This is a genomic window from Falsiroseomonas frigidaquae (assembly GCF_012163145.1).
In the GTDB taxonomy this organism is placed as follows: domain Bacteria; phylum Pseudomonadota; class Alphaproteobacteria; order Acetobacterales; family Acetobacteraceae; genus Falsiroseomonas; species Falsiroseomonas frigidaquae.
This window is the reverse complement of sequence record NZ_JAAVTX010000002.1, coordinates 766,686-793,070: the sequence shown is the minus strand read 5'-3', so window position 1 is coordinate 793,070 and position 26,385 is coordinate 766,686. Positions and strand designations below refer to the sequence as shown.

Below are 26,385 nucleotides of genomic sequence, written 5' to 3'. Positions count from 1 at the left end.
GCGCACCTCGCTGGGGATTCCGCCGGAAATTGAGGGGATCGAGCAATGGGTGAGACGGCGGAGGCCGCACAGGCACGGCGGGACCGGGTCTTCCTGGTGGTGGTGGATGACAGCGCGGAACGCAGCGTGGCGCTGCGCTACGCGGCGCTGCGCGTGCGCAAATCCGGCGGCCGCATGGCCCTGCTGCGGGTGATCGAGCCGGCCGGCCAGGTGGAATGGGCCGGCGTCGGCGCCATGCTGGCCGAGGAACGGCGGGAGGAGGCGGAGCGCCTGCTCTCCGGCCTCGCCGCCGAGGTCAACGAGCTGACCGGCGGCCTGCCGATCCTGCTGATCCGGGAGGGTGATGCGCGCGACGAGCTGCTGGCGCTGCTGGCCGAGGACCCGCGAATCTCCATCCTGGTGCTGGCCAGCGCCACCGGCGGAACCGGCCCCGGCCCGCTGATCCAGGCGCTGACCGGTCGCTACGCCACCAAGCTGCTGGTACCGATGACCATCGTGCCTGGCGGCATGAGCGACGCCGAGCTCGACCGGGTTACCTGATTCCGGTGCCGGCTGGGCGAGGGGAGCCGCGCCGCCTGAACACGCATTGCGGTGCCATGCGCGGCGCGCTGGTTGCAGCGGGGGCTAAAACGGACCACATAGGTCGGGTATAGCCAGCACCGCGAAAGCGACAAAGATGTTCATCGAAACCGAAGCCACGCCCAACCCCGCCACGCTGAAGTTCCTGCCGGGCCGGGATGTGACGGGCAGCCGCGGCACCGCCGACTTCACCGCGGCCGAGGACGCCACCGGCCGCAGCCCGCTCGCCGCCCGGATCTTCGCCGTGGGCGATGTCGCCCGCGTCTTCCTCGGCCAGGACTTCGTCACCGTGACCAAGACGGAGGATTCCGACTGGCAGATGCTGCGCCCGCGCGTGCTCGGCGCGGTGATGGAGCACTACCTGGCCGGCCTGCCGGTGATGGAAGGCGAGGACGCCGCCAGCGAGGACGAGGATTTCGACGCCGAGCACGGCGAGATCGTCGCCCAGATCAAGGAATTGCTGGACACCCGCGTGCGCCCGGCAGTGGCCGGCGATGGCGGCGACATCGTCTTCCGCGGCTTCCGCGAGGGCGTCGTGCGGCTGCACATGCAGGGCGCCTGCGCCGGCTGCCCGTCCTCCCGCGCCACGCTGAAGCACGGGGTGGAGACCATGCTGCGGCACTACGTGCCGGAAGTGCTGCGCGTGGAGCAGGTCGAGGCCTGACGCGCCGCCGCCGCCCGGCCACCAGTCCGGCTGATCATTCCGGACAATCATTCCGGGCGGCGATGACGACCATCGGGGCGGAGGATTGGCCCGCCGCCCGGCGCTGCCCTATCTCCGCCCCGGCAACTGCCAGACGGAGATTCCATGACTGACCGCGTGACGCTCGACGACCAGGCCCTGGACACGCTGTTCCGGGAGGCCCGGACGCAGAACAAGTGGCAGGACCGGCCGGTGCCGGACAGCAAGCTGGAGGAGATGTACAACCTCCTCAAATTCGCACCGACCTCGGCCAATGCGTCCCCGGCCCGCTTCGTCTTCATCCGCACGGACGAGGGAAAGGCACGGTTGAAGGAGGCGCTGTCGCCCGGCAATGTCGAGAAGACCATGACCGCGCCGGTCATCGCCATCGTGGCGCATGACACCGCCTTCTACGACAAGCTGCCCTTCCTGTTCCCGCATGCCGATGCGCGGTCCTGGTTCGCCGGCAACCCGGCGCTGGCGGAGACCACCGCCTTCCGCAACGGCACGCTACAGGGTGCCTACCTGATCCTGGCGGCGCGCGCCGTGGGGCTGGATGCCGGGCCGATGAGCGGCTTCGACAACGCCAAGGTGGATGATCTGTTTTTCGCAGGCACCACCTGGAAGTCGAACTTCCTGGTCAACCTCGGCCATGGCGATCCGGCAGGGCTGTTCCCGCGCAGCCCGCGGCTGAGCTTCGACGAGGCCGCCCGCCTGGAATAGTCCAGGCGCGGGCTCCGCGAGGGGGGAAGGGCGTTTCCATCCCCCCGCAACGTCCTCAGGCCGCCTGGGCGCGGCCTGCGGTGGGGTCCAGCCGATAGCCGCCGCCCTCGGTGACGAGCAGGCGGGCATTGGTCGGGTCCGGCTCGATCTTCTGGCGCAGGCGGTAGATGTGGGTCTCCAGCGTGTGCGTGGTGACGGCGCTGTTGTAGCCCCACACCTCGTTCAGCAGGATCTGCCGCCCCACCGGCCGGCCGCCGGCGCGGTACAGGTACTTCAGGATTGCCGCTTCCTTCTCCGTCAGCCGGATCTTCCGGTTGCGCGCCGCATCCAGCAGCAACTTGGCGGATGGGCGGAAGGTGTAGGGCCCGACGCTGAAGACCGCATCCTCGGAATTGTCGAAAACGCGAAGTTGCGCGCGCAGCCGGGCCATCAGTTCGGAAACGCGGAACGGCTTGGCGATATAGTCGTTGGCACCAGAGTCGAGACCCCGGACCACGTCCTGTTCCCCGTCTGCACCTGTCAGCATCAGGATCGGCATGCGATGGCCCTGCTTGCGAAGCCGGGCGCAGAGGTCGCGGCCGTCGCCATCCGGCAGGCCGATGTCGAGCACGATGGCATCGAAGCGCGAATCCTCGGCCGAGAGACGGGCCAGGGCATCTGCCGCGGTCCCTGCTTCGGTCGCGGCGAATTCACCATCATGTGCCAACTGTTCCGCCAGCGTTTGGCGGAGGGCGTCGTCGTCGTCCACGACGAGGATAGGGCGTGGACCGGCCATGGTAGCTCCCGTTTCTGTGAGGCCTCGAGACAACGGGCCTGAGGCGGATCGGTTTCACGTCTCCGTGCCATCGCCGCGGAATTAGATGGCGGAACAGCGAGATTCCGGCAAGCGATTTTGCGCTAGCGTAGGCGTGATCGGCAAGCCCCGCAATACAAAGTCGTGACTGCGCCGGGCTTGGCCGTGTCTACCGCGGGGAATCGTTTTTCTTGCGGCAGGCCCCCCTTTCAAACGCCTTTGGCGCGCCACATTCGAAATCGCCAATAGGCGGCATACGGAACGCCAAAAAATCATATGAGCAGCATGGCCCCCATCGCTTCCCAGCGCCCGCAAGGCGCCAATGATGCCGCTTCGCCCGATGCCCTGGCGTCGGGCCTGCGTGCCGTCCACCGTGCGGCGAGTGAGTTGCGCCGCGGTACCCCTATCCTGCTTGGCGGGCCCGACGGCACGCTGGTGGTCGCGGCGGCGGAGACCGTCTCGGCCCGCGGCCTGCGCGAATTGGCGGCCGCGGCGCGCGGCCCGGCCGTGCTGCTGCTGGCGCCGGTACGCGCCGCGGCGGTGCTGCAACGGCCGGTACCGCAGGCGCTCGGTGCGCCGGCGGTCGGCAGCGCGGCGGAGATGGGCGTGGTGGCGCTGCGGCTACCGCCCTCGCTGCTGGACCCGGCCGCGCTGCGGTCGCTGGCCGACCCGACCGCCGAGCGCCTGCTGCCGGAGCAGCCGGAGCGCACGGCAACCCCGCCCCAGGCCCTGCCCGCCATAGCCCTGGCCAAGCTGGCCCGGCTGCTGCCCGCGCTGGTTGTCGCCCCGGCGGCGGAATCGGCCGCGTCGCGGCTCGACCTGTTCGCGGTGCGGGCGGCGGATGTTGTCGCCTACCCGATCGATGCCCCGGCCAGCCTGACCCGCGTCGCGGAAGCCCGCGTGCCGCTGGAGGATGCGCCGGAGGCACGGATCATCGCCTTCCGCGCCGCGGACGGCGGGATCGAGCACCTGGCGATCCTGGTGGACAGCACCGCCCCCACCCCCACGCCCGGCGCCGTTCCGCTGGTTCGGGTGCATTCGGAATGCTTCACCGGCGACCTGCTGGGTAGCCTGCGCTGCGATTGCGGCCCGCAGCTGCGCGGCGCCATCAAGCGCATGGCCGCCGACCCGGCGGGCGGCGTCCTGCTATACTTGGCGCAGGAAGGCCGCGGCATCGGGCTGGTGAACAAGCTGCGGGCCTATACGCTGCAGGACCAGGGCCTCGATACGCTCGATGCCAATCGCGCGCTGGGCTACGGCGCGGATGAGCGGAATTTCTGGGTGGCGGCGGAAATGCTGCGCGCCATAGCCGTGCCGCGCGTGCGGCTGCTGACCAACAACCCGGATAAGCTGGCCGGCCTCGCCGCCTGTGGCATCGAGGTGGAGGGTCGCGAGGCCCACCAGTTCGAGGGCAATGGCGTGAATGACGGCTACCTGGAGACCAAGGCCCGCCGCTTCGGCCACCTGCTGACCTGACCGCCGCCCTGGCACGCAAGTTGCTCTCTCGCAGGCAACTGCCAGGAGCCGTGCCCCATGGAAACCGCCGCGACACGCGCCCAAGCCGAGATCCTGCCCCGCCTCGGGGCCGATGAGCATGTGCCGGTGCCCGGGACGCTCCGCTTCGATGAGGTGCTGCAGGCGCTGAACCCCCTGCATCATGTGCCGGTGGTGGGCAGCATCTACCGGGCTGCAACCGGGGAAAGCCTGAACCCGGCACTGCGCGTGCTGGGGGCCGCGGCCTTCGGTGGGCCGATCGGCATGCTGTCGACCGCCGTCTTCGCCGCCATCGAGCAGTTCTCGGCTCCCGCCAACGCGTCCACCGCAACGGCCGGCCGCCAGGCCGGGTCGCAGGCGCCGCGCGCGTAGGGCGTGATCCGCGAAGGCGGCATGGCGGTAGTAGTGAATCACCCTCTCGGCGAAGGCCAGACCATGATCCGTGTTCGCGGATCACGGTCTGGGGCATGTTGCGCGCCTGACGACGCGGGAAGATGGAGCGGGAACATGCGGGATGGATGAATCGGGCTGGGCGATCGCGACGGCGGATGGCCGCTTCCGCTTCCATGGCCGCACGCTGCGCTGCGCGCTCGGCAAGGGCGGCGTGGTGCCGGCGGAGCGCAAGCAGGAAGGCGATGGCGCCACCCCGGCCGCACGCCTGGAACTGCGCCGCCTGCTGTACCGCGCCGATCGCGGCCCGGCGCCTGCCGGCGCCGTGCCGGTGGAGCCGCTGGCGCCGCAGGATGGCTGGTGCGACGACCCTGCCGACCGCGCCTACAACCGCCCCGTCCGCCTGCCCTTCGGCGGGCGGCACGAGGAGTTGTGGCGCAGCGATGCGATCTACGACGTGATCGGCATCCTCGGCTGGAACGACGCGCCGGTGGAGCGCGGCCGCGGCAGCGCCATCTTCCTGCATCTCGCCCGCCCGGACTACGCGCCGACCGAGGGCTGCGTCGCTTTGTCCCTGCCCGATCTGCGCCAGGTGCTGGCGGCCGGGCTGCGCGGGGTGCAGGTGATGGGCGGGTAGGGGGGCCTGATCGGCCCTAGCCGGACCGGCGCCGCATCATCCGCGCCGCCTCCCGCAGGTCCAGCCCGCGCAGGGCATGCGCCGTGCCGAAATAGGTCACCAGCCCGGCGGCGATCAGCAGCGCCAGTGCCAGGAAGCGGGCCAGCGGGCCAGGCTGCGGGAACAGCGCCATGTTCAGCGCCAGCAGCACGCAGCCCATCACCAGCGCCGCCGCCAGCAGTCGCGGGGCGCGCCGGCGCAGCCGCCGGTCCAGCACCAGCTGCCGGCGGCGGGTCAGCAGCAGGCCGAGCACCGCCACATTCACCCAGGCGGCGATTGATGTGGCGAGCGCGATGCCGACATGCGCCAGGAAGGGGATCAGCGCCAGGTTCAGCGCGAGGTTCAGCGCGACGATGCCGAGCCCCACCTTCACCGGCGTCGCCGTGTCGCCACGCGCGAAGAAGCCGGGGGTCAGCGCCTTCACCAGCACGAAGGCGGGCAGGCCGAAGGCGCCGGCCACCAGCGCGGCGGCGGTGGCGGCGCTGGCCCGCGCATCGAACAATCCGCGCTCGAACAGGGTGGCGATGATCGGCCCGGCCGTCACCGCCATGGCGCAGGCCGCCGGCAGCGCGAAGGCCATCGACAATTCCAGTGCCCGGTTCTGGCTGCGATGCGCCGCCAGCCGCCGGCCGGTGCGAAGCTGCCGCGCCAGCAGCGGCAGCAGCGCCGTGCCGATCGCGGCCCCGATGACGCCGAGCGGCAATTGCGCCACGCGGTCCGCATAATACAGGTAGCTGACCGCCCCCGCCGGCAGCAGCGAGGCCAGGACCACGTCGATCGCGAGGTTGAGCTGCGTGACACCGGCGCCGAACAGCCCCGGCACCATGCGCTTCAGCACCCCGGTGACATCCGGCGTCATGCGCGGCCGCGACAGCGGGTTGATCGCCATCCCCGCCGCCCTTACCGCCACCAGCAGCAGCGCCAGCTGGGCGATGCCGGACACCATCACGCCCCAGGCCAGGGCATGCCCCGGCGTCGCCACGAAGGGCGTCAGCCCGAGCAGGGCCGCCATGGCGATCAGGTTGAACAGCACCGGCGCGGCGGCGGCGGCGGCGAAGCGGTTCATCCCGTTCAGCACGCCGGAAACCAGCGCGGCCAGGCAGATGAACAGCAGGTAGGGGAAGCTGATCCGGGTCATCTCGATGGCCAGGGCCAGGCGTTCCCCCGAAAAGCCGGGCGCCAGCACGAACAGCAGCTGCGGCATGAAGACGATGCCGAGAATCACCAGGCAGGCGAGCCAGATCGACATCAGCCCGGCCAGCGAATTGGCCAGGGCGCGCGCCTTGGCCGGGCCATCGAGCGCGAAGGTGCCGGCGAAGGCGGGCACGAAGGCGGCGTTGAAGGCGCCTTCGCCGAACAGCCGGCGAAACAGGTTCGGCAGTTTCAGGGCGATGAAGAAGGCATCGGCCACCGGCCCGGCGCCGAGGCGGGCGGCGATCAGCATGTCCCGGGCGAAGCCGAGGATGCGGCTCGCCATGGTCCAGCCGCCGACGGTGAAGACGCTGCGTAGCATCCGGCCTGTGTAGGCCGGAACGGGGGCGGCGTGAATCGGGCGGGTGTGAATCGGGCGGGTGTGAATCAGGCGGGCGTGCTCAGGCCGGGTGAAGCGGACGCCCCGGACCACGCCATTCCGCGCCGGTTAAGACGGCGTTCGTGTTGCCGTCGCATGATGTGCAATGAGCGTTGCCAAACCTTCCAAGGCAGTGAATGCCACCATGCCTGCGTTGCTGCTGCTTGCAGCGGCGACCACCGGGCTGGGCGTGGCGCAGGCGCAGCCAAGGCCGGGCCAGCCCCTGGCATTGGTCTTCCCGCCCGGCATCACGGAAGGCGCTGCGCTGCTGCGTGTGCTGGCGGAGCCGGGCTGGGACCCGATCACGATCCGCCGGCTCGGCCCTGTCACCCTGGCGCTGGTCGCGCCCACCAGCCTTGCCTCGGCCAGCAACCCGGCCGGCACCTGGCTGGTGCTGCCTGCCTTCGGCCGCGCGCCCTGTGCCGGCGCAGTACGCCCCGACCTTTCCGGAAAGCCGATCTGAATGAACCTGGACCACATCCGCCGCAGCAGCGGCCGGGCCCTGTTGTGGCTGCTCGTGGCCCTCGCGGCGATCACCGGGCCGGTCGCCTGGCTGTCCGGCGGCGAAGGCCTGGAGGTCTGGGGCGGCGCCGGCCTCGCCACGACGGCGGCGCTGGCCGCGCTCGGCGCCGGGCTGCGGGATGCCGCGGCGCCGGCGGCGCGGCAGATGATCGCCGTGGCGCTGATGGTACAGGTTTCGGTGCTGGTCTGGGTGGTGGCGCCCTGGCTGCGCACCGACATGCACATGGCCTATTTCGCGGCGCTGGCCACGCTGGCCGGGCTGGTGGACCGCCGCGCCATCATCCTGGCTGCCGCCACCGTCGCGCTGCATCACACCGTGCTGAACGAATTGGCGCCGATGGCGGTGTTCGGCGGCGAGGGCACGCTCGGCCGCGTGGCGCTGCATGCCGGGATCCTGGTGGCGGAGGCCGCCGCCCTGCTGATGGTGCTGACCTATCTGGAACGCGCCGCCGCCGCCGCCACCGCCGCCGAGGCCGAGACCGCGGCCGCCCGGCAGCGGGAGGAAGCGGAACGGGCGCGGAAGGAGGCCGAGAAGGCCACCGCCGCCCGCCTGGCGCAGGATATGCGCCTCGCCCTGGCCGGCCAGATGGAAGGCGAGATCGGCGGCTGCAGCCGCCAGCTCACCTTCGCCGCCCGCGACCTCGGCTCCGCCGCGGAGGGCCTGGCCCATGCCGCCCGCACCGGCACCGACGCGGCGCAGGTCGCCGCCTCGGCGACCGCCGAAGCGGCGATGGATGTGCAGACCGTGGCCTCGGCGGCGGAGGAACTGGCCGCCTCGGTGCAGGAAGTGACGCGCCAGGTGGCCAGCGCCGCCAGCGTCGCCCGCAGCGCCGCGGAACGCGCGCGCAATACGGACGGCATCGTCACCGGCCTTTCCGAGGGCGCCGGGCGGATCCATGAGGTGGTGCGCCTGATCGGTGCCATCGCCAGCCAGACCAACCTGCTGGCGCTGAACGCGACGATCGAGGCGGCGCGGGCCGGGGAGGCGGGCAAGGGCTTCGCCGTGGTGGCCGGGGAAGTGAAGGCGCTTGCCGCGCAGACCGCCCAGGCGACCGAGGAAATCGGCCGCCAGGCCGGCGGCATCGAGACGGCGACAGGCGAGGCGGTGCTCGCCATCCGCGGCATCGTGGAGGTGGTGGCGGAACTGGAACAGGTTTCCTCCGCCATGGCCGCGGCGGTGGAGGAACAGGGCAGCGCCACCCAGGAAATCGCCCGCACCGCGCAGCGCGTGGCGCAAAGCACGGAACGCGCCTCCGGCGCCGTCAGCAACGCGGAAGGCGCCATCGGCGCCACGGCCAAGGCGGTGGAACAGCTCGAAGCCACCGCTCGCACGCTGGATTCCAACGCCGACTCCCTGCGAACCTCGCTGCAGGCCACGGTGGCCGGGCTGCGCGCGGCCTGAGGCGGGCCGGATGGCACGGCACGGGCTTCAAGTCCTTGCCGCGCCCCACCGGGACGCTTAGGTGATGGCCAGCACGCCGACCCCACTCCGCGAGTCAGAACACCCGATCCATGAGCGATACCCAGGACACGCCGACCCCGGCCGAAACCGCCGCGGCCGAAGCCCAGAACGGGGCTCACGCCGGGGCAAAGCCGGGCACCGACACCGCCACCCCGCCCACCGACGCCGAACGCATCGCCGCGCTGGAAGCCGAACTGGCCCAGATGCGGGACAAATGGCTGCGCGCGGAAGCGGACATGCAGAACCTGCGGACCCGCACCAAGCGGGAAATCGAGGATGCGCGCCTCTACGCCGTGCAGAAATTCGCACGTGACGTGGTGGAAACCGCCGAAAACCTGCGCCGTGGCCTCGACAGCCTGCCGCCGGCCGCCGACGACGAACCCGAATTGCTGGCCAAGCTGCGCGGCGGCTTCGACAGCGTCGAACGCGCCTTCGTGACCATGCTGGAACGCCACGGCATCGCCAAGGTGGACGCCCAGGGCCAGCAATTCGACCCGGAACTGCACCAGGCGATGGCTGAGCAACCCGCACCGGAAGGCACCACCCCCGGTACCGTCATCCAGGCCTGGACCCCCGCCTGGACCCTGCACGGCCGGCTCCTGAAGCCGGCGATGGTGGTGGTTGCGGGGAAGTAGGCAGCGCAACTGCGCTGTTGGTTCACGAGGGGCGTTGCCCCTCGCCCTCAAGGCATGGGTTCAAAGGGCCAAAGCCCTTTGTGGGGGGTGCCGGGGGGCAAAGCCCCCGGCGGGCCACCCGCGCAACGCGTCCGCCTATTTCGCCGGCTTCCGCCGCCGTCGTCGCATCCTGATCCAGACCAGGCCCGCGACCACGGGGACCAGGGCGGCGAGGATGATGTCGAGGCGGATTGGGCCCCAGGGCAGGGGTTTCAGCGCGTAGCCTGCCAAGGACAGCACGTAGTAGCTGATGCCGGCGACCGACAGGCCTTCGACGGTTTCCTGCAGGCGGAGTTGGGCGCGGCCGGTTTCGGCCATGGCGGCCAGCAGTTTCTGCGTCTGCGCTTCCTGGGCGACGGCGACGCGGGCGCGCAGAAGGTCTACGGCGCGGCCGCAGCGGACCGAAAGGGCGGAGATGCGGGCGCCTGTCGCCTGGATGGTGGCGAGTGCCGGGTCCAGCCGGCGTTCCAGGTATTCGGTCAGGGTGGGCAGGCCGTGCAGCCGTTCCTCCCGCAGCACCTGCAGGCGGCGTCCGACCAGGGCGTGGTAGGCATTGGCGGCGGAGAAGCGGTCCGCCGTGGCATTGGCGATCTGTTCGATGCCGGTGGCGAGTTCCGATAGTTCCTCCAGCGCCGCCCGTTCCGCTTCCAGCTCCGCCAGCCCGGTCAGCCGGTCGGACAGCGTCGCCAGGCGGTCCGAGGCGCGGGCGAGTTCGCCGGAGGCGGCGCGGGCTGGCGGCAGGGCCAGCAGGGCGAACAGCCGGTAGGTCTCGATTTCCCACAGTGCCTGGGCCAGGCGGCCGGCCAGCGCCGGGGTCAGGCCGTGATCCTGCAGCAGGATGCGGGTGAAGCCATCCGGGCCGAGGCGGAAATCGGTCCAGGCGGTGGCGGCACCGCCGGACAGGCTGGCGCCGGCCAGGCCATCGGGCGCGAAGCAGCCGGGGGGCGGGGGTTCGTCCTCGCCGGCCGTGGCGTGCACGGCGATATGGGCGGCGACCAGCGTGCGGCCGGGCAGGGCGGCCAGCCAGTCGGTCGGCACCGCGGCGATGGCGGTGAAGGCGAAGGGGTCGTCCGGGTGGTCGGACAGGCCGGGGCGCAGGAAGGTCCAGCCATCGAATTCGGTGTGGCGTTCGTAGCGCACGCGGAAAACGCCGAAATCCGCCATGACGAAGTCGGACCCTGGCGCCGGCGGGGTGACGCCGTAGCGGCGGCACAGATTGGCCAGATGGGCCACCCCCGCGCCGCGTTCGCCGCCCGCTTCACCGGACAGGGCCAGCCGGCTGATCGCCACCGGCGTCTGCAGCGGCAGCGGCGGCCGGGCGTGCAGTTCGCCCGTCAGGATGTCGCGTTGCGGGTGGGGAGGCAGGTGCTGGATCATCTCGCAGCCGCACCTTACCGGCGCGGTGCGGCCAGGAATACGGGAATCGCGAGTCTTTCCAAGGCCTCGGCGCGGCGAAGGTCTTGTCCACCCCGCCTTGCCTGAATACATGACGGTCACGCGGCGAGGCAGGGTGTTCCCTGTTGTCGCCGCCTTATCACCCACCCCGCATCCGTCACGGATCAGGGGGCGGGAACGGTGCCGCAAGGGCCGTACCCGTCCGCCGCACAGGAGAGACACTCGGATGAGCAAGGTCATCGGCATCGACCTCGGCACCACCAATTCCTGCGTCGCCATCATGGAAGGCAAGGACGTCAGGGTCATCGAGAACGCCGAGGGTGCACGTACCACCCCCTCCATGGTTGCATTCGCCAAGAATGGCGAGCGCCTCGTCGGCCAGTCCGCCAAGCGCCAGGCGGTCACCAACCCGACCAACACGCTGTATGCCGTGAAGCGCCTGATCGGCCGTCGCTTCGACGATCCGATGGTGAACAAGGACAAGGGCCTGGTGCCCTACACCATCACCCGCGCCGCCAATGGCGATGCCTGGGTCGAGGCCGATGGCAAGCAGTATGCGCCGCAGCAGATCAGCGCCAACATCCTGACCAAGATGAAGGAGACCGCCGAGGCCTATCTCGGCGAGAAGGTCACCCAGGCGGTCATCACCGTCCCGGCCTACTTCAACGACGCCCAGCGCCAGGCGACCAAGGAAGCCGGCGCGATCGCGGGCCTCGAGGTGCTGCGCATCATCAACGAGCCGACCGCGGCGGCGCTCGCCTATGGCATGGACCAGAAGAAGGGCGGCACCATCGCGGTGTACGACCTCGGCGGCGGCACCTTCGACGTCTCGATCCTCGAGATCGGCGACGGCGTGTTCGAGGTGAAGTCGACCAATGGCGACACCTTCCTCGGCGGCGAGGATTTCGACGCCCGGGTGATCGACTACCTGGCGGACGAGTTCAAGAAGGAGCAGGGCATCGACCTGCGCGGCGACAAGCTCGCCCTGCAGCGCCTGAAGGAAGCGGCCGAGAAGGCGAAGATCGAGCTGTCTTCTTCCAAGCAGACCGAGGTGAACCTGCCCTTCATCACCGCCGACGCCTCCGGGCCGAAGCACCTGGTGATGCAGCTGAGCCGCGCGAAGCTGGAAGCACTGGTCGACGACCTGATCACCAAGACCCTCGAGCCCTGCAAGCAGGCGCTGAAGGATGCGCAGGTTACCGCCGGCGAGATCGACGAGGTGATCCTGGTCGGCGGCATGACGCGCATGCCGAAGGTGATCGAACTGGTGAAGCAGTTCTTCGGCAAGGAGCCCGCGCGCAACGTCAACCCGGATGAGGTGGTCGCCATCGGTGCCGCCATCCAGGGCGGCGTGCTGAAGGGCGACGTCAAGGACGTGCTGCTGCTGGACGTGACGCCGCTGTCGCTGGGCATCGAGACGCTGGGTGGCGTGTTCACCCGTCTGATCGACCGCAACACGACCATCCCGACCAAGAAGAGCCAGGTCTTCTCGACGGCCGATGACAACCAGTCCGCGGTCACCATCAAGGTGTTCCAGGGCGAGCGCGAGATGGCGGCCGACAACAAGCTGCTCGGCCAGTTCGACCTGACCGGGCTCCCGCCGGCGCCGCGTGGCGTGCCGCAGGTGGAGGTGACCTTCGACATCGACGCCAACGGCATCGTCTCGGTCTCCGCCAAGGACAAGGCGACGGGCAAGGAGCAGCAGGTCCGCATCCAGGCCAAGTCCGGCCTCTCGGATGCCGATATCGAGCGGATGGTGCGTGACGCCGAGGCGAATGCCGAGGCCGACAAGCAGCGCCGCGCGGCGGTCGAGGCCCGCAACGGCCTGGATGCCTTGGTGCACTCCACCGAGAAGACGATCCGCGAGAATGGCGACAAGGTCCCGGCCGCGGAGAAGGCCGAGGTCGAAGCCGCCATCGCCGCGGCGCGCACCGCGATGGAAGGCCAGGATGTCGAGGCCATCACCAAGGCCAACGAGACCCTGTCCCAGGCCGCGATGAAGATGGGCGAGTCGCTCTACAAGGCGCAGGCAGCGGAAGCCGGCGCCGCGGAAGGCGCCCCCGGCGGCAATGCCGGCGGCAAGCCCGACGACAAGGTGGTTGACGCCGAGTTCGAGGAAGTCGACCCGACCAAGAAAAAGCCTTCGTAAAGCCGGGCTTTTTCCGGATCTGCTCGAGCGGCGCGCCCGGCTTCGCAAGAAGTCGGGCGCTGCCATGTTGACCACGCCGCCCCGCGAGGACCCACGGGACCATGGCCAAGCGCGACTACTACGAAGTCCTGGGCGTCGCCCGGGACGCGAGCGAGGAAGACCTGAAGAAGGCCTACCGCAAGCTCGCCATGCAGCACCACCCGGACCGCAACAAGGGCGACACCGGTTCGGAAGCGAAGTTCAAGGAAGCCAATGAGGCGTATGACGTCCTCAAGGACGCCGAGAAACGCGCCGCCTATGACCGCTTCGGCCATGCCGCCTTCGAGCAGGGCGGCGGCGGTGGTGGTGGCGGTGCCGGCATGGGCGGCAACCCCTTCGGCGGCGCCTTCGAGGATATCTTCGAGGAGATGTTCGGCGGCCTCGGCCGTGGCGGGCGTGGCGGTGGCCGTGCTGCCGCGGGGCGCGGCAACGACCTGCGCCACCAGGTCGAAGTCACGCTGGAGGAAGCCTTCGGCGGCACCAAGAAGACGGTCCGCGTGCCGTCCTCCGTGGTCTGCGAGGCCTGCAAGGGCACGGGAAGCGAAGGCCCGGCGGCGCAATCCGCCAGCACCTGCCCGACCTGCAACGGCGCCGGCAAGGTGCGGGCGCAACAGGGCTTTTTCCTGATCGAGCGCACCTGCCCGACCTGTTCCGGCAGCGGCCGCATCATCAAGAACCCCTGCAAGATCTGCGCTGGCCAGGGCCGCGTGCAGCGCGACCGCACCCTGGCCGTGACCATCCCGGCCGGCGTCGAGGACGGCACCCGCATCCGCCTGTCCGGCGAGGGCGAGGCCGGGCTGCGCGGCGCGCCGGCGGGCGACCTGTATGTGGATGTTGCGGTGCGCCAGCACGCCATCTTCCAGCGCGACGGCGCCAACATCTTCGTTCGTGTGCCGCTGCGGATGACGCAGGCGGCGCTCGGCGGTGGCGTTGAGGTTCCGGTGATCGATGGCGGGCGCGCGCGCGTCACCATCCCGGCCGGCACCCAGACCGGGGACCAGTTCCGCCTGCGCGGCAAGGGTTTCTCGGTGCTGCGTTCGGCTGCGCGCGGCGACATGTATGTGCAGGTCGCCGTCGAGACGCCGCAGAACCTGTCGAAGCGGCAGCAGGAACTGCTGGCCGAGTTCGAGAGCGAAAGCGAGAAGACCGGCCGCAGCAACCCGGAGACGGAAGGCTTCTTCGCCAAGGTGAAGGAGTTCTGGGACGGTCTCGGCCGCTGAACCAGGGCGTGCGCGGGGGATGCAACCCGCGGCGCCCCGGCACGTTCTGACCGGGCCATCGCATCCCCCCTGCGATGGCCCTGGCAGGCGGCGGCGCGGTACGCAGGTCCCACCCGTGTCGCCGCCCGCCCCCCCCTCTCCTCCCTTCCGCTTGACCATGACCGCGCTGGCGGGCAGCTTCGATCGCCTCGCCGGGAGGGGCCTTCACGCATGATCCGCATTGGCATCGCCGGCATTGCCGGACGCATGGGCGTGTTGCTGGCCTCGGAGATCGAGCGGGCGGGCGAGAAGCTGGCCGGCGGCACCACCCGCCCCGGAAACCGCCCGCCGGCGGAATGCGCCGGGCCGCTGCTGGTGGATGCGGCGGCGCTGTTCGCCGCCAGCGATGTCGTCATCGACTTCACCCATGCCGAGGAAGCCGTTCCCCATGCCACCCTGGCCGCGCGGCATGGCGTGCCGCTGGTGCTCGGTTCCTCCGGCCTGTCGCCGGAACAGTCGCGCGTGGTGGCGGAGTCCTCCGCCTTGGTCCCGGTGGTGCATGCCGCCAATTTCGCACCCGGCGTGAACCTGGTGCTGGCGCTGGCGGAGAAGCTGGCGGCGGCGTTGCCGGCCGAGAGCTACGATGCCGAGATCGTCGAGATGCACCACCGGCAGAAGGTGGACGCCCCCTCCGGCACCGCCATCGCCATGGGCCGAGCGGTGGCGGCCGGGCGGGGCATGACGCTGGAACAGGCCGGGATGGAAAGCGGGCGGGATGGCCACACCGGCGCCCGCGCCACCGGCACCATCGGCTTCGCCGCGCTGCGCGGCGGCCAGGTGGTGGGGGAGCATACGCTGCTTTTCGCCGCGGCCACCGAACACATTGCGCTGACCCATCGCAGCTTCGACCGCCGGTCCTACGCGGTGGGCGCCGTGCGCGCGGCGCAGTGGATCATCGGGCGGAAGCCGGGGCTGTATTCCATGATGGACGTGCTGGGCATGCGCTGACCGCCACGGGAATGGCGGCCGGCTGACTGGCAAGGGCACAACTCCGGCGTGCAGGTCGCGGCTCAATCGGGGCGCGCCAGCCTTGACCCCGCCACATCGCACTGCAATACGCCGCTGTCCCGGATCCACCGGGCCACCTAGCCAGGCCGGGGCGAACCGGCCCTCCCGCGACAAGAGGCCGAACCACGCCATGCGCGACAAGGGCGAATACCTTTTCACGTCCGAGAGCGTCTCCGAAGGCCACCCGGACAAGGTGGCGGACCGCATCTCGGATACCGTGCTCGACGCCTACCTTTCGGCTGACCCCTATTCCCGCGTGGCTTGCGAGACTCTCGTGACCACCAACCGGGTCGTTCTGGCCGGTGAGACGCGTGGCCCGGGCAGCGTGACCCCGGAACTGCTGATGCACCTGACGCGGATGGCGATCCGCGACATCGGCTATGAGCAGGATGGCTTCCACTGGCAGAATGCCAGCGTGGAATGCCACTTGCACGCCCAGTCCGCGCATATCGCGCAGGGCGTGGACGCGGCCGGTAACAAGGACGAGGGTGCCGGCGACCAGGGCATCATGTTCGGCTATGCCTGCACCGAGACGCCGGAGCTAATGCCGGCGCCGCTGTACTACGCCCACCTGATCCTGCGCCGCATCGCCGAGATGCGCCGCGCCGGTGACGTGGCCGTGGCCGGGCTGCTGCCGGACGCCAAGTCCCAGGTGACGCTGCGCTACGTCGATGGCAAGCCGGTTGGCGCGACCAGCGTGGTGGTCTCGACCCAGCACGAGGAACGCCTCGACCAGGCCGAGATCAAGCGGATGATCCGCCCGATCATCGAGAGCAGCCTGCCCAAGGGCTGGATGTGCCCGGACAACGAGCTCTACGTGAACCCGACCGGCACCTTCGTCATCGGCGGGCCGGACGGTGACTGCGGCCTGACCGGGCGCAAGATCATCGTCGACACCTATGGTGGCGCGGCCCCGCATGGCGGCGGCGCGTTCAGCGGCAAGGATCCGACCAAGGTCGACCGTTCGGCCGCCTATGCGGCGCGCTACGTGGCGAAGAACGTCGTGGCCTCCGGCCTCGCGGACAAGTGCACCATCCAGGTGAGCTACGCGATCGGCGTCTCCAAGCCGCTGTCGGTCTATTTCGACCTGCACGGCACGGGCAAGGATGTCGATGAGGCGAAGCTGGCCAAGGTGATGGACGGGCTGATGAACCTTTCACCGCGCGGGATCCGGGAGCATCTGCACCTGAACCGCCCGATCTACGCGGTGACCAGCGCCTACGGCCATTTCGGCCGCACGCCGGATGCCGAGAAGGGCACCTTCACCTGGGAGAAGACGGACCTGGCGGATGAGATCCGCCGCGCCTTCAACCGCTGATCCGTTCCCGGCCCGCGCTTCGGCGTGGGCCGGATCTGCCTGATTGGGCGGCGGGCGCAGGTCCGTCGCCTCTTTTCGTTTCGGGGCGCTTCATGACCGCAGACCGTCCGCCGCTGGCCGAGGGCGTGCCGGACCGGCTCTATGGCCGCCAGCGCGGCCACAAGCTGCGGCCGCGCCAGCAGATGCTGCTCGATGCCACCCTGCCGCGGCTGCGCCTGCTGCCCGACCAGGCGGCCGACCCGCTTTCCGCCTTCGGCATGCCAGGCGCCAGGCTGTGGCTGGAGGTGGGCTTCGGCGGCGGCGAGCATGCGCTGGAACAGCACCGCGCGAACCCCGACGTCGCCTATATCGCCTCCGAGGTTTTCGAGAACGGGCTGTGTTCCCTGCTGACCCGGCTGGTGCCGGATGGCGGGGAGGCGACGGCGCCGCTGCCGCGTGGCCTGAAGCTGTGGCCGCAGGATGCCCGCCATCTGCTGGGCCTGCTGCCGGATGGCGCGCTGGATCGGCTGATGCTGATGTTCCCCGACCCCTGGCCGAAATCCCGGCACGCCAAGCGCCGCTTCGTGCACCCGGAACTGCTGCCGCTGGTCGCCCGCGTGCTGCGGCCGGGCGGCGAATGGCGCATTGCCAGCGACGACCCGACCTACCAGGCCTGGGTGACGGAGGTCTTCGCCGACCAGCCGTTCTTCACCCAGGCCGAGCGCCACACCACCCGCCCCGAAGGCACCCCCGGCACCCGCTACGAGGCGAAGGCGGTGCGGGCGGGGCGGCAGCCGGTCTGGTGGGTATTCGTCCGCCGGTAGCGACCCGCTGCCACTGATGCCCCGCTGGCGACCCACCGCCAGCGCCGCGAACGGCTCTATCAGGCTGCGGAGATTCGCCTTGAAAGCCCTCTCGCCCCGCTGGGTGGAGAGGGCTTTTCCTCAGCCTGCCAGGTCAGCGCCGCTGGCGGCGACGCCGCAGCAGGCCGAGGCCGACCATGCCGGCGCCGAACAGCGCCAGGGATGCCGGCTCCGGCACCGGCACCGCCCGCTTGGCCACGGTCAGGTGCGAGACATCCTCGCTCACTTTGCCCGGCGGCAGCTCGAAGGGCGGGTTGAAGAAGGGGGTGGTCCAGACGCCCTCCGAGAACAGCTCGTTCAGCAGGAAGGCGGTCAGGTTCGTGCCGGGGCCGTCCTTGAAGACGACGATGTAGTCGAACAGCGTGAAATCGACGTTGCTGATGGCCCAGGTGCCGAACTGGCCGGTGCTGGCGGCATCCGCCAGCAGGGTCTGGCCGTTATCCTGCCAATCGGCGAAGCCGAAGAAGCCGGCCGCGTTGATGTTGGCGATCTCCGCATCATTGCCGGCATCGGCCGGCGTCACATACTGGCAGGCGCTGGCGGCGGATTGGGTGCCGGCGAAGTTCTCGACCTGGGCCCCGAGATCCGAGGTGTAGAGGGGCGGACAACTCATCAGGTCCGCCGCGGCGGGCTTCGCCGCCAGAAGGGCGGCGCATAGCGCGGCCGCCAGGACGCATGAACCAGGACCGCTCCACTTCGTCATCTAGGCCTCCACACGCTTTGATGTGATTGCAGACCAAGTCTCCGCCGGGAGGGACACAGCAAGCGCAATGCCAATATTGCGAATCAACAACTTGCACGGTGCAGGGCCCCGTTTCATGCGTTCGGCGTCAATTCCGCCGACGCGGGCTCGCAACGGTGGGTGCCGCCGATGCCGTGGCGCTTGCGGCGGCTGCTGATCGGACATATAGTATGTTCACGAGATCGCTTTCCGACCTGTCCGGGAGGTGGCCCCTAACCGGGCCGCCTTTTTTGTTGGCCGCTTCCCGGCCCCGGGCTCGTCGGCCTGGAAGGCATCAATGGACGACGACCAACCCCATCACGAGGGCCTCGAGGCCCGCATCGCCACGGCGATCCTGCCCACGCTGGGCCAGCTCGGCTACGAGCTGGTGCGCGTGCAGGTCAGCGGCAAGGAACGGCCGGTGGTGCAGATCATGGCCGACCGGGTCGATGAGGCGACCTTCCGCGTGGAGGATTGCGAGATCATCAGCCACGCCGTCGGCGCCGTGCTCGACGTCGAGGACCCGATCCGCAGCGAATGGTCGCTGGAGGTTTCCTCCGCCGGCATCGACCGGCCGCTGACCCGGGTCAAGGACTGGAACCGCTACGCCGGCCAGCTTGCCACCGTGGATCTGCAGGTGCCGCAGGATAATCGCCGGCGGCTGCGCGGCATCGCGCTCGGCGCTGATGCCAATGAAGTTCGCATCCGGCTGGAGGATGGCACGGAGATGGTGGTGCCGCGTGGCAACATCCGCCGCGCCAAGCTGGTGCTGACGGACGAGCTGATCGAGCACAGCGCGGCGCTCGCCGCCGTGGCCGATGCCCGCCGCGCGGCGCTCGAGCCGCCCGTCGCAGACCAGGATTCCGCTGAAGCGCCGGAGGTGGAGGAGGAGGACCCTCCCGCCCCACCCCGTCGCCGCTCAACCCCGAAGAGGAACTGACGCCATGGCGATGGATGTCGCGATCGCGCGCCCTGAACTGCTGCTGGTGGCGGATGCCGTCGCCCGCGAGAAGATGATCGAGCGCGACGAGGTGCTCGAGGCGATGGAGCAGGCCATCCAGAAGGCCGGCCGCGCCAAGTATGGCCACGAGAAGGACATCCGCGCCGTCATCGACCGCAAGTCGGGCGAGGTGAAGCTCTCCCGCTGGACCGAGGTGGTGGACGCCGAGCCGGTGGAGAACGAGGCGACGCAGCTCAGCCTGCGCATCGCCCAGAAGATCAAACCGGGCATCAAGACCGGCGAGTTCATCATCGACCCGCTGCCGCCGATCGATTTCGGCCGCATCGCCGCGCAGACCGCCAAGCAGGTGATCGTGCAGCGGGTGCGGGAGGTCGAGCGCTCCAAGCAGTTCCACGAATACAAGGACCGCGTCGGCGAGATCATCAACGGTGTCGTCAAGCGCACCGAGTACGGCAACCTGATGGTCGAGCTCGGCAAGGCCGAGGCCCTGCTGCGCCGCGACGAGACCATCCCGCGCGAGGCTTTCCGGAACGGCGACCGCGTTCGGGCGTATATCTATGATGTGCGCGAGGAGCCGCGCGGGCCGCAGATCTTCCTCTCCCGTACCCACCCGGGCTTCCTGGCCAAGCTGTTCGCGCAGGAAGTGCCGGAAATCTACGACGGCATCATCGAGATCAAGGCGGTGGCGCGCGACCCCGGCAGCCGCGCCAAGATGGCCGTGATCAGCCGCGACAGCAGCATCGACCCCGTCGGCGCCTGCGTCGGCATGCGCGGGTCGCGCGTGCAGGCGGTGGTGCAGGAACTGCAGGGCGAGAAGATCGACATCATCCCCTGGTCGCCCGACCAGGCGACCTTCATCGTCAACGCGCTCGCCCCGGCCGAAGTCACCAAGGTGGTGCTGGACGACGATGCGCGGCGGGTCGAGGTTGTGGTGCCGGATGACCAGCTTTCGCTGGCGATCGGGCGTCGTGGCCAGAATGTACGTCTTGCATCTCAGCTCACGCGTTACGATGTGGACATCCTGACGGAAGCCGAGGAATCGGAACGCCGCCAGGAAGACTTCCGCAAGCGCAGCGGGCTGTTCGTCGAGGGGCTGGACGTCGACGACGTTATTGCCGGGTTGCTGGTGACCGAGGGCTTCGGCTCGATCGAGGACATCATCAACGTCGATGACGAGGAACTCGCCGAGATCGAGGGCTTCGATGAGAACGTGGCGACGGAGCTGAAGCGCCGCGCCCAGGCCTTCCTCGACAAGCGCGAAGGCGAGATGGACGACAAGCGCCGCGAGATGGGCGTCGAGGATGCGGTGGCCGAGGTCGGTGGCTTCTCCCCCGCAATGCTGGTGGCGCTCGGCGAGAAGGGCGTGAAGTCGCTGGAGGATCTGGCGGATCTGGCCGGCGATGAGCTGGTCGAGATCCTCGGTACGGATGCGGTGGATGAGGAGACGGCGAATGCCGTCATCCTCGCCGCCCGTCAGTCGGCCGGCTGGTTCGGCGACGAGGATGTGGTAGGCGCGCTGGCCGCGCAGAACGGCGAATACGAGTACGCCGAGGGTGAGGAAGCAGGGGCTGAGGATTCTGAAGGCACGGAAGGCGACGCCCAAGGGGAAGAGCTCCCGGAAGGCGACTCCGAAAGCGGCGCCGAAGCGGCACCGGAGGGGGAACCCGATGGGGAACAAGACGACGCAGCCAGGACCTGATTCCGCGCCGGAGCTGACCGGCCCGGCGGTGCTGCCGCCGCCGGCGGTCTTCCACCCGGACAGCCTCGCCATCGAGGCCGACGATGCGGAGGAGCCGGAAACCGGCCCGCTGCGCCGTTGCCTGGTGACGCGTGAGCGGCTGCCGAAGGAAGTGATGCTGCGTTTCGTGCTGTCGCCGGACCGCGAACTGGTCCCCGACCTGAACGCAAGGCTGCCCGGCCGGGGAATGTGGTTGAGCGCCCGGGCCGATGTGATAGAACGTGCCGCAACCCGCGGGGCCTTTGCCAAGGCCGCGCGTGGCTCGGTGCACGTGCCCCCCGACCTTCGCGCGCGGATTGAAACCGGCCTACATGGCCGCGTCCGCGATCTTGTTGGTTTGGCACGGCGGGCCGGGCAGGCGGTGAGCGGGTGGCAGGCAGCCCTCGAATGGCTGCAGGCGGGGCGTGCGGCGTTGCTGGTCCAGGCCTCGGATGGCAGCGCGGCGGAAAGGGCCCGGTTGGTTGGGCTCCGGCAGGTGCCAGCGGTAACCCCGCTGACCGGCGCGGAGCTTGGGGCGCTGTTCGGTCGTGACCGGGCGGTGCATGTTGCGGTGGCGCCGGGCAGACTGGCGCTGGCGATCGCGGCGGAAGCCGCACGGCTCGCGGGCGTCGCCGCCGCAGCCGCAAGCAAGGGTGGTGCGCCAACAGGGGGAGTTCCTCCGGCGCCGCCCTAGGCGGACCGCCCCCCGGCGGCGACCGGGGACCATTCGGCCGTGGCCGGACGGGGACATGATCGCTGTGCTCCGCGGTTTCGGGGTGCGGTTACGACTTCACCCGCGCTTGCGCGGAAGCACAGGGTGCCGCGTTCAACGCGCGGCTGGACATGACGGACGAAAGATCAGGTTCGGATCGGCGGATGAGCGACCAGAACGACCAGGATGCGGCCAAGGGCCGGCTTTCCCTCCGACCGGGGGGGCGCCTGGAACTGGGCAAGACGGTGGATGCTGGCAGCGTGCGCCAGTCGTTCAGCCATGGCCGTAGCAAGGTGGTGCAGGTCGAGGTGCTGAAGAAGCGCGCCGCGACCCCAGGCGCGCCCGCAGCGCAGCCCAAGCCCGGCGTTGCCGGCCCGGCTGCGGCAGGGCCGCGCCCGGCAGGTGGACCGCCGCGCCCGGCAGGTGCCGGCCCGGCGGGCAAGCCACCCGCCGCGGCGGGTCGCCCGCTGACGCAATCGGAACTCGCCACGCGCCAGCGCGTGCTCGAGGAACAGCGCCGCGCCGAAGCGCAGCGGCAGCGGGAGGAGCGCGAGCGCCAGGCGCTGCAGGTGCGCTCGGCCGCCGAGGAAGCGGCTCGCCGCGCCGAGGAGGACCGCCGTCGCGCCGAGGATGAGGAGCGCCTGGCCGCCGAGGAGGCGCGTCGCGCCGCCGAGGAAGCCCGTCGCGCCCCGCCCCCGGTGGCGGAGGAGCCCGAGCAGGAGCCCGCACCGACCCGTGCGGCTGAGCCCCCGGCCGAGGCTGCGACCCAGACCCCGGCGCAAGCCCCGGTGCAGGCCGCCCCGGCACGTGCCGAGGCGCCCGTGCCGCCGCGCCGTGATGCGCCGCAGCAGACGCGTGCCGCCGAGCCGGCGCGCCCGGCTGGCCGGCCCGCCATGCCGGCGCCGCCGCGTCCCGTCGCGCCGCCGCTGCGGACCGGTCGTCCCGGCCCGGTGCCGACGGCGCTCGGCGCGCGTCGCCCGACGCCGGCTCCGGCCGCGCCGCAGGGCGCGCCCGGTGCCGTGGCGCCTGGTGCCAAGCCGGCCGCCGCCGCTGCCGCCACGGCAGAGACGCCCGCCGCCAAGCTGACGCTGAAGGCGCGCGCGCCGATGGCGGAGGATGAGGAGGCACCGCGTGGTGTCGTCCGTCGTCCGGGCATGCCTGGCCCCGCTGGCGCCGTGAAGAAGGCGGTCATGCCGCCGGCCAAGAAGTCGCTGGTGCCGGGTGGCGATCGTCGCCGCGACGGCCGCATCGACGTATCGGCCGCGATCGAGGGAGAGGATGAGCGCACGCGCTCCATCGCCTCCGTCCGCCGTGCGCGTGAACGCGAGCGCCGGCAGCAGGAGCTGCAGCGCCTGCGCTCGGGTGCCGAGAAGGTGGTGCGCGACGTGGTGGTGCCGGAAGCCATCACCGTGCAGGAACTGGCGAACCGCATGGCCGCGCGTGGCGGCGAAGTGGTGAAGGCCCTGTTCCGCATGGGCGTCATGGCCACGCTGACCCAGTCGATCGATGCCGACACCGCGGAGCTCGTGGTGCAGGAATTCGGCCACCGCATCCGCCGCGTGGCGGAAGGCGACGTCGAGATCGGCCTGGAGGGCGAGGTGGATGTCGATACCGACATGCTGCCGCGGCCGCCGGTCGTGACCATCATGGGCCATGTCGACCACGGCAAGACCAGCCTGCTGGATGCGTTGCGCAAGGCCGATGTGGCGGCGCGGGAAGCCGGTGGCATCACCCAGCATATCGGCGCCTATCAGGTGACGCTGCCGGGTGGGCAGAAGGTCACCTTCATCGACACGCCGGGCCACTCCGCCTTCACCGCCATGCGTGCCCGTGGCGCCAGCGTGACGGACATGGTGGTGCTGGTTGTGGCGGCCGATGACGGCGTCATGCCGCAGACGATCGAGGCGATCAGCCATGCGAAGGCGGCAAACGTGCCGATCATCGTGGCGATCAACAAGATCGACAAGGAAGGCGTGCGGCCGGAGCGCGTGAAGCAGGAATTGCTGCAGCACGAGATCGTGGTCGAAAGCCTGGGCGGCGAGACGCAGGAGATCGAGGTCTCCGCCACCAAGAAGCTCAACCTCGACAAGCTGCTGGAGGGCATTGCCCTGCAGGCCGAGATCCTCGACCTGCGGGCCAATCCGAACCGTGCGGCGGAAGGCACCGTCATCGAAAGCCGGCTGGACCGCGGGCGTGGCCCGGTGGCCACCGTGCTGGTGCAGAAGGGCACGCTGAAGACCGGCGACATCGTCGTGGCCGGCGCCGAGTGGGGCAAGGTTCGCGCCATGCTCGACGACAAGGGCCGCCAGGTGAAGGAAGCCGGACCCTCGCTGCCGGTGGAGCTGCTCGGCCTGTCCGGCGTTCCCACCGCGGGCGAGAACTTCGTCGCGGTGAAGGACGAGACGCAGGCCCGCGAGATCAGCGAATTCCGCCAGCGCAAGCTGCGGGAGAAGCAGGTGGCGGCGGTTTCCGCCGGCCGCGGCAGCCTGGTCGACATGCTGGCCCGCATCCAGGCGGGCGCGCAGAAGGAAGTGGCCGTCGTCGTCAAGGCGGACGTGCAGGGCTCGGCGGAAGCGATTTCCGTCACGCTCGGCAAGCTCGGCAATGACGAAGTGCGGGTGCGGATGCTGCATTCGGCGGTCGGCCAGATCACCGAAAGCGACATCCAGCTGGCGAAGGCGTCCAACGCCGTCATCGTCGCCTTCAACGTCCGCGCCACGACCCAGGCGCGCGACCTGGCAACGCGCGACGGCGTCGAGATCCGCTACTATTCCATCATCTACGAGGTGGCGGACGACATCGAGGACCTGGTGCGCGGCAAGCTGGCGCCGGTGCAGCGGGAGAAGTTTTTGGGGTATGCCCAGATTCTTCAGGTCTTCGAGGTCAAGCGAATCGGCAATGTGGCGGGCTGCCGCGTGACGGAAGGCGTGGTGAAGCGGGGCTGTGGCGTGCGCCTGCTGCGCGACGGCACCGTCATCCACCAGGGCGAGCTTTCCACGCTTCGTCGCTTCAAGGACGATGTGAAGGAAGTGACCAACGGCTACGAATGCGGCATGTCCTTCGTGAACTACAACGACATCCGCGTCGGCGACCAGATCGAGTGCTACGAGACCGAGACGGTCGCCGGCACGCTCTGACGCTTCAACAGCCGCAGGATGGGGGGCGCGGCAGCGATGCCGCGCCCCTTCTCTTTCAGGAAGAGACCCAGATGGCCCGCAAATCCCGCGATGCCGCGGATGCCCCGCGGCGCGACCCCAAATCCGCCCTGGCGAATGTCGCCCGATCGGCCCCCCGCAAGGGCGGCGCCGAGGGGCCGAGCCAGCGCCAGCTGCGCGTGGCGGAGGAAATCCGCCATGCCCTGTCCAATATCTTCGCGCGGGAGGAATTCCGCGACCCGGATTTGTTCGAGCTGAAGGTAACGGTGACGGAGGTGCGCGCCTCCCCCGACCTGCAGCACATGACCGCCTTCGTCAGCGGGCTCGGGCGCGACCTGTCGCCGGCGCAGCTGGCCGGGCTCAAGCGCATCCAGCCCTTCCTGCGCAGCCAGGTGGCCAAGGCGGTGCGCCTGCGCACGGCGCCGGAGCTGCACTTCCAGGCGGATACCGCCCTCGACTACGCCATGCATATCAGCAAGGTCATGCAGCAGCCGGCGGTCCAGCAGGATCTCGGCAAGCCCGCAGAGCCGCCTCAGGACGCCGAAGAACCGTGAACCACTCCAACCGCCACCGTCACCGCAGCAAGAAGCCCAAGGGCCGCGAGCTGGATGGCTGGCTGATCGTCGACAAGCCCTCCGGCATCGGCTCCACCGATGTGGTGAACAAGGTGAAGCGCGCTTTCGACGCGCAGAAGGCGGGCCATGGCGGCACGCTGGACCCGCTGGCGACCGGGCTGCTTCCGGTGGCCTTCGGTGCCGCGACCAAGACCGTTCCCTATGTGATGGACGGCACCAAGACCTACAACTTCACGCTGAAATTCGGCGAGGCGCGGGACACCGATGATGCCGATGGCGCCGTCATCGCCACCAGCGACGTCCGCCCGACCGATGCCGAGATCGAGGCCGCGCTGCCGGCCTTCCGCGGCGACATCATGCAGGTGCCGCCGATCTATTCCGCCATCAAGATCGCCGGCGAGCGTGCCTACGACCTGGCTCGCGAAGGCCAGGTGGTGGAGATCGCGGCCCGCCCGGCGCGGGTCGATCGCTTCGACCTGATCAGCCGGCCCGATGCCGATACCGCCATCTTCCACGTCGAATCCGGCAAGGGCGTCTATATGCGCAGCCTGGCGCGCGACGTGGCCAAGGCGGTGGGGTCCGTCGGCCACATCACGGCGCTGCGGCGCCTGCGTGTCGGCCCGTTCCGCATGGAGCACGCGATTCCGCTGGACTCGCTGCTCGTAACCGGCGATACGCCTCCCCCTTCCCCGGACCTCCTGCTTCCGGTGACGACCGCGCTGGCCGACATCCCGGCACTGGCCGTCACTGCAGAGGAGGCCGCACGCCTCTACCAGGGCCAGGCGATCAGCCTGGTGGACCTGATGGGGCGCGTTCCCCGTGAAGCCGATCCCGAAGGGGGCCTGCTGCGCGCGATGGCGGGGGAGCGTCTGCTCGGCCTGTGCCGGCTGGAGGCAGGTTGGATGCAGCCCGAAAGGCTGATCCAGCTTGAACCCGGGCAACAGCCAGGCGGCGAAGCTTAACCCCGTA

At 70.1% G+C, this 26,385-nt stretch carries 24 protein-coding genes; 20 read left to right on the top strand and 4 right to left on the bottom strand.

Going from position 1 to position 26,385, the window contains the following annotated elements; translation table 11 throughout:
• Positions 1–45 precede the first annotated feature (45 nt).
• The 3 genes from HB662_RS08170 (at position 46) to HB662_RS08160 (ending at position 1,984) form a co-directional block, all read left to right on the top strand.
• Positions 46–540, top strand: coding sequence for a universal stress protein (locus tag HB662_RS08170; protein WP_168049026.1), 495 nt, complete (start codon positions 46–48; stop codon positions 538–540).
• 136 nt (positions 541–676) lie between these two features.
• Positions 677–1,243, top strand: coding sequence for a NifU family protein (locus tag HB662_RS08165; protein ID WP_168049024.1), 567 nt, complete (start codon positions 677–679; stop codon positions 1,241–1,243).
• Positions 1,244–1,387: 144 nt separating this feature from the next.
• Positions 1,388–1,984 (top strand): malonic semialdehyde reductase, encoded by a 597-nt coding sequence (locus HB662_RS08160; protein WP_209443155.1) that lies wholly within the window; start codon positions 1,388–1,390, stop codon positions 1,982–1,984.
• A gap of 55 nt (positions 1,985–2,039) precedes the next feature.
• Here HB662_RS08160 and HB662_RS08155 read toward each other — a convergent pair whose 3' ends face one another.
• Entirely contained in the window at positions 2,040–2,759 is a 720-nt protein-coding gene (locus tag HB662_RS08155) for a response regulator transcription factor (protein ID WP_168049022.1), read from the bottom strand.
• A 303-nt stretch (positions 2,760–3,062) separates the two neighbouring features.
• Between HB662_RS08155 and ribA the strand changes: the two genes are divergently transcribed.
• The 3 genes from ribA to HB662_RS08140 all read left to right on the top strand — a co-directional run bounded on the left by ribA (position 3,063) and on the right by HB662_RS08140 (position 5,298).
• Complete coding sequence (gene ribA, locus HB662_RS08150) at positions 3,063–4,253, top strand: GTP cyclohydrolase II RibA (RefSeq protein WP_408871622.1); 1,191 nt, start codon at positions 3,063–3,065, stop codon at positions 4,251–4,253.
• A gap of 57 nt (positions 4,254–4,310) precedes the next feature.
• Positions 4,311–4,643, top strand: coding sequence for a hypothetical protein (locus tag HB662_RS08145; protein ID WP_168049018.1), 333 nt, complete (start codon positions 4,311–4,313; stop codon positions 4,641–4,643).
• A 142-nt stretch (positions 4,644–4,785) separates the two neighbouring features.
• Positions 4,786–5,298, top strand: coding sequence for a L,D-transpeptidase family protein (locus HB662_RS08140; protein WP_168049016.1), 513 nt, complete (start codon positions 4,786–4,788; stop codon positions 5,296–5,298).
• 16 nt (positions 5,299–5,314) lie between these two features.
• Here HB662_RS08140 and murJ read toward each other — a convergent pair whose 3' ends face one another.
• Positions 5,315–6,850, bottom strand: coding sequence for a murein biosynthesis integral membrane protein MurJ (gene murJ, locus HB662_RS08135; RefSeq protein ID WP_168049014.1), 1,536 nt, complete (start codon positions 6,848–6,850; stop codon positions 5,315–5,317).
• Between the two features lie 163 nt (positions 6,851–7,013).
• Here murJ and HB662_RS08130 point away from each other — a divergent pair, with 163 nt between their 5' ends.
• From HB662_RS08130 to HB662_RS08120, 3 genes are all read left to right on the top strand, one after another.
• Positions 7,014–7,370 carry a hypothetical protein gene (locus HB662_RS08130; RefSeq protein ID WP_168049012.1) on the top strand — a complete coding sequence of 119 codons (357 nt, stop codon included), beginning with the start codon at positions 7,014–7,016 and terminating at the stop codon, positions 7,368–7,370.
• Positions 7,371–8,831, top strand: coding sequence for a methyl-accepting chemotaxis protein (locus HB662_RS08125; RefSeq protein WP_168049010.1), 1,461 nt, complete (start codon positions 7,371–7,373; stop codon positions 8,829–8,831).
• A 110-nt stretch (positions 8,832–8,941) separates the two neighbouring features.
• A complete protein-coding gene (locus HB662_RS08120) occupies positions 8,942–9,526 on the top strand; it encodes a nucleotide exchange factor GrpE (protein WP_168049008.1) in 585 nt (194 codons plus the stop codon).
• A gap of 135 nt (positions 9,527–9,661) precedes the next feature.
• Here HB662_RS08120 and HB662_RS08115 read toward each other — a convergent pair whose 3' ends face one another.
• Positions 9,662–10,942 carry a DUF3422 family protein gene (locus HB662_RS08115; RefSeq protein WP_168049006.1) on the bottom strand — a complete coding sequence of 427 codons (1,281 nt, stop codon included), beginning with the start codon at positions 10,940–10,942 and terminating at the stop codon, positions 9,662–9,664.
• A gap of 244 nt (positions 10,943–11,186) precedes the next feature.
• On the opposite strand from HB662_RS08115, the gene dnaK reads away from it, so the two are divergent.
• From dnaK to trmB, 5 genes are all read left to right on the top strand, one after another.
• Complete coding sequence (dnaK, locus tag HB662_RS08110) at positions 11,187–13,109, top strand: molecular chaperone DnaK (RefSeq protein WP_168049004.1); 1,923 nt, start codon at positions 11,187–11,189, stop codon at positions 13,107–13,109.
• 101 nt (positions 13,110–13,210) lie between these two features.
• Positions 13,211–14,368: a molecular chaperone DnaJ gene (dnaJ, locus tag HB662_RS08105; RefSeq protein ID WP_168049002.1), complete on the top strand. Its 1,158-nt coding sequence runs from the start codon at positions 13,211–13,213 to the stop codon at positions 14,366–14,368.
• A 213-nt stretch (positions 14,369–14,581) separates the two neighbouring features.
• A complete protein-coding gene (gene dapB / locus HB662_RS08100) occupies positions 14,582–15,355 on the top strand; it encodes a 4-hydroxy-tetrahydrodipicolinate reductase (RefSeq protein WP_168049407.1) in 774 nt (257 codons plus the stop codon).
• A 190-nt stretch (positions 15,356–15,545) separates the two neighbouring features.
• The gene (metK, locus tag HB662_RS08095; RefSeq protein ID WP_168049000.1) at positions 15,546–16,733 is read left to right on the top strand and encodes a methionine adenosyltransferase; all 1,188 of its coding nucleotides are present in this window, start codon (positions 15,546–15,548) and stop codon (positions 16,731–16,733) included.
• 92 nt (positions 16,734–16,825) lie between these two features.
• The gene (trmB, locus tag HB662_RS08090) at positions 16,826–17,536 is read left to right on the top strand and encodes a tRNA (guanine(46)-N(7))-methyltransferase TrmB (RefSeq protein ID WP_168048997.1); all 711 of its coding nucleotides are present in this window, start codon (positions 16,826–16,828) and stop codon (positions 17,534–17,536) included.
• 133 nt (positions 17,537–17,669) lie between these two features.
• On the opposite strand, the gene HB662_RS08085 is transcribed toward trmB, so the two are convergent.
• On the bottom strand, positions 17,670–18,188 hold the full coding sequence (locus HB662_RS08085) for a PEP-CTERM sorting domain-containing protein (RefSeq protein ID WP_168048995.1): 519 nt from the start codon (positions 18,186–18,188) through the stop codon (positions 17,670–17,672).
• Between the two features lie 406 nt (positions 18,189–18,594).
• Here HB662_RS08085 and rimP point away from each other — a divergent pair, with 406 nt between their 5' ends.
• The 6 genes from rimP (at position 18,595) to truB (ending at position 26,378) form a co-directional block, all read left to right on the top strand.
• On the top strand, positions 18,595–19,236 hold the full coding sequence (gene rimP, locus HB662_RS08080; protein WP_168048993.1) for a ribosome maturation factor RimP: 642 nt from the start codon (positions 18,595–18,597) through the stop codon (positions 19,234–19,236).
• A gap of 10 nt (positions 19,237–19,246) precedes the next feature.
• Entirely contained in the window at positions 19,247–20,956 is a 1,710-nt protein-coding gene (gene nusA, locus HB662_RS08075) for a transcription termination factor NusA (RefSeq protein ID WP_168049406.1), read from the top strand.
• Positions 20,957–20,987: 31 nt separating this feature from the next.
• A complete protein-coding gene (locus HB662_RS08070) occupies positions 20,988–21,668 on the top strand; it encodes an RNA-binding protein (RefSeq protein ID WP_245185534.1) in 681 nt (226 codons plus the stop codon).
• A gap of 182 nt (positions 21,669–21,850) precedes the next feature.
• On the top strand, positions 21,851–24,823 hold the full coding sequence (gene infB / locus HB662_RS08065) for a translation initiation factor IF-2 (protein WP_168048989.1): 2,973 nt from the start codon (positions 21,851–21,853) through the stop codon (positions 24,821–24,823).
• A gap of 71 nt (positions 24,824–24,894) precedes the next feature.
• Complete coding sequence (gene rbfA, locus HB662_RS08060; RefSeq protein ID WP_168048987.1) at positions 24,895–25,395, top strand: 30S ribosome-binding factor RbfA; 501 nt, start codon at positions 24,895–24,897, stop codon at positions 25,393–25,395.
• Positions 25,392–26,378 carry a tRNA pseudouridine(55) synthase TruB gene (gene truB / locus HB662_RS08055; RefSeq protein WP_168048985.1) on the top strand — a complete coding sequence of 329 codons (987 nt, stop codon included), beginning with the start codon at positions 25,392–25,394 and terminating at the stop codon, positions 26,376–26,378. The genes rbfA and truB overlap by 4 nt, the downstream gene beginning before the upstream one ends.
• Positions 26,379–26,385: the final 7 nt, after the last annotated feature.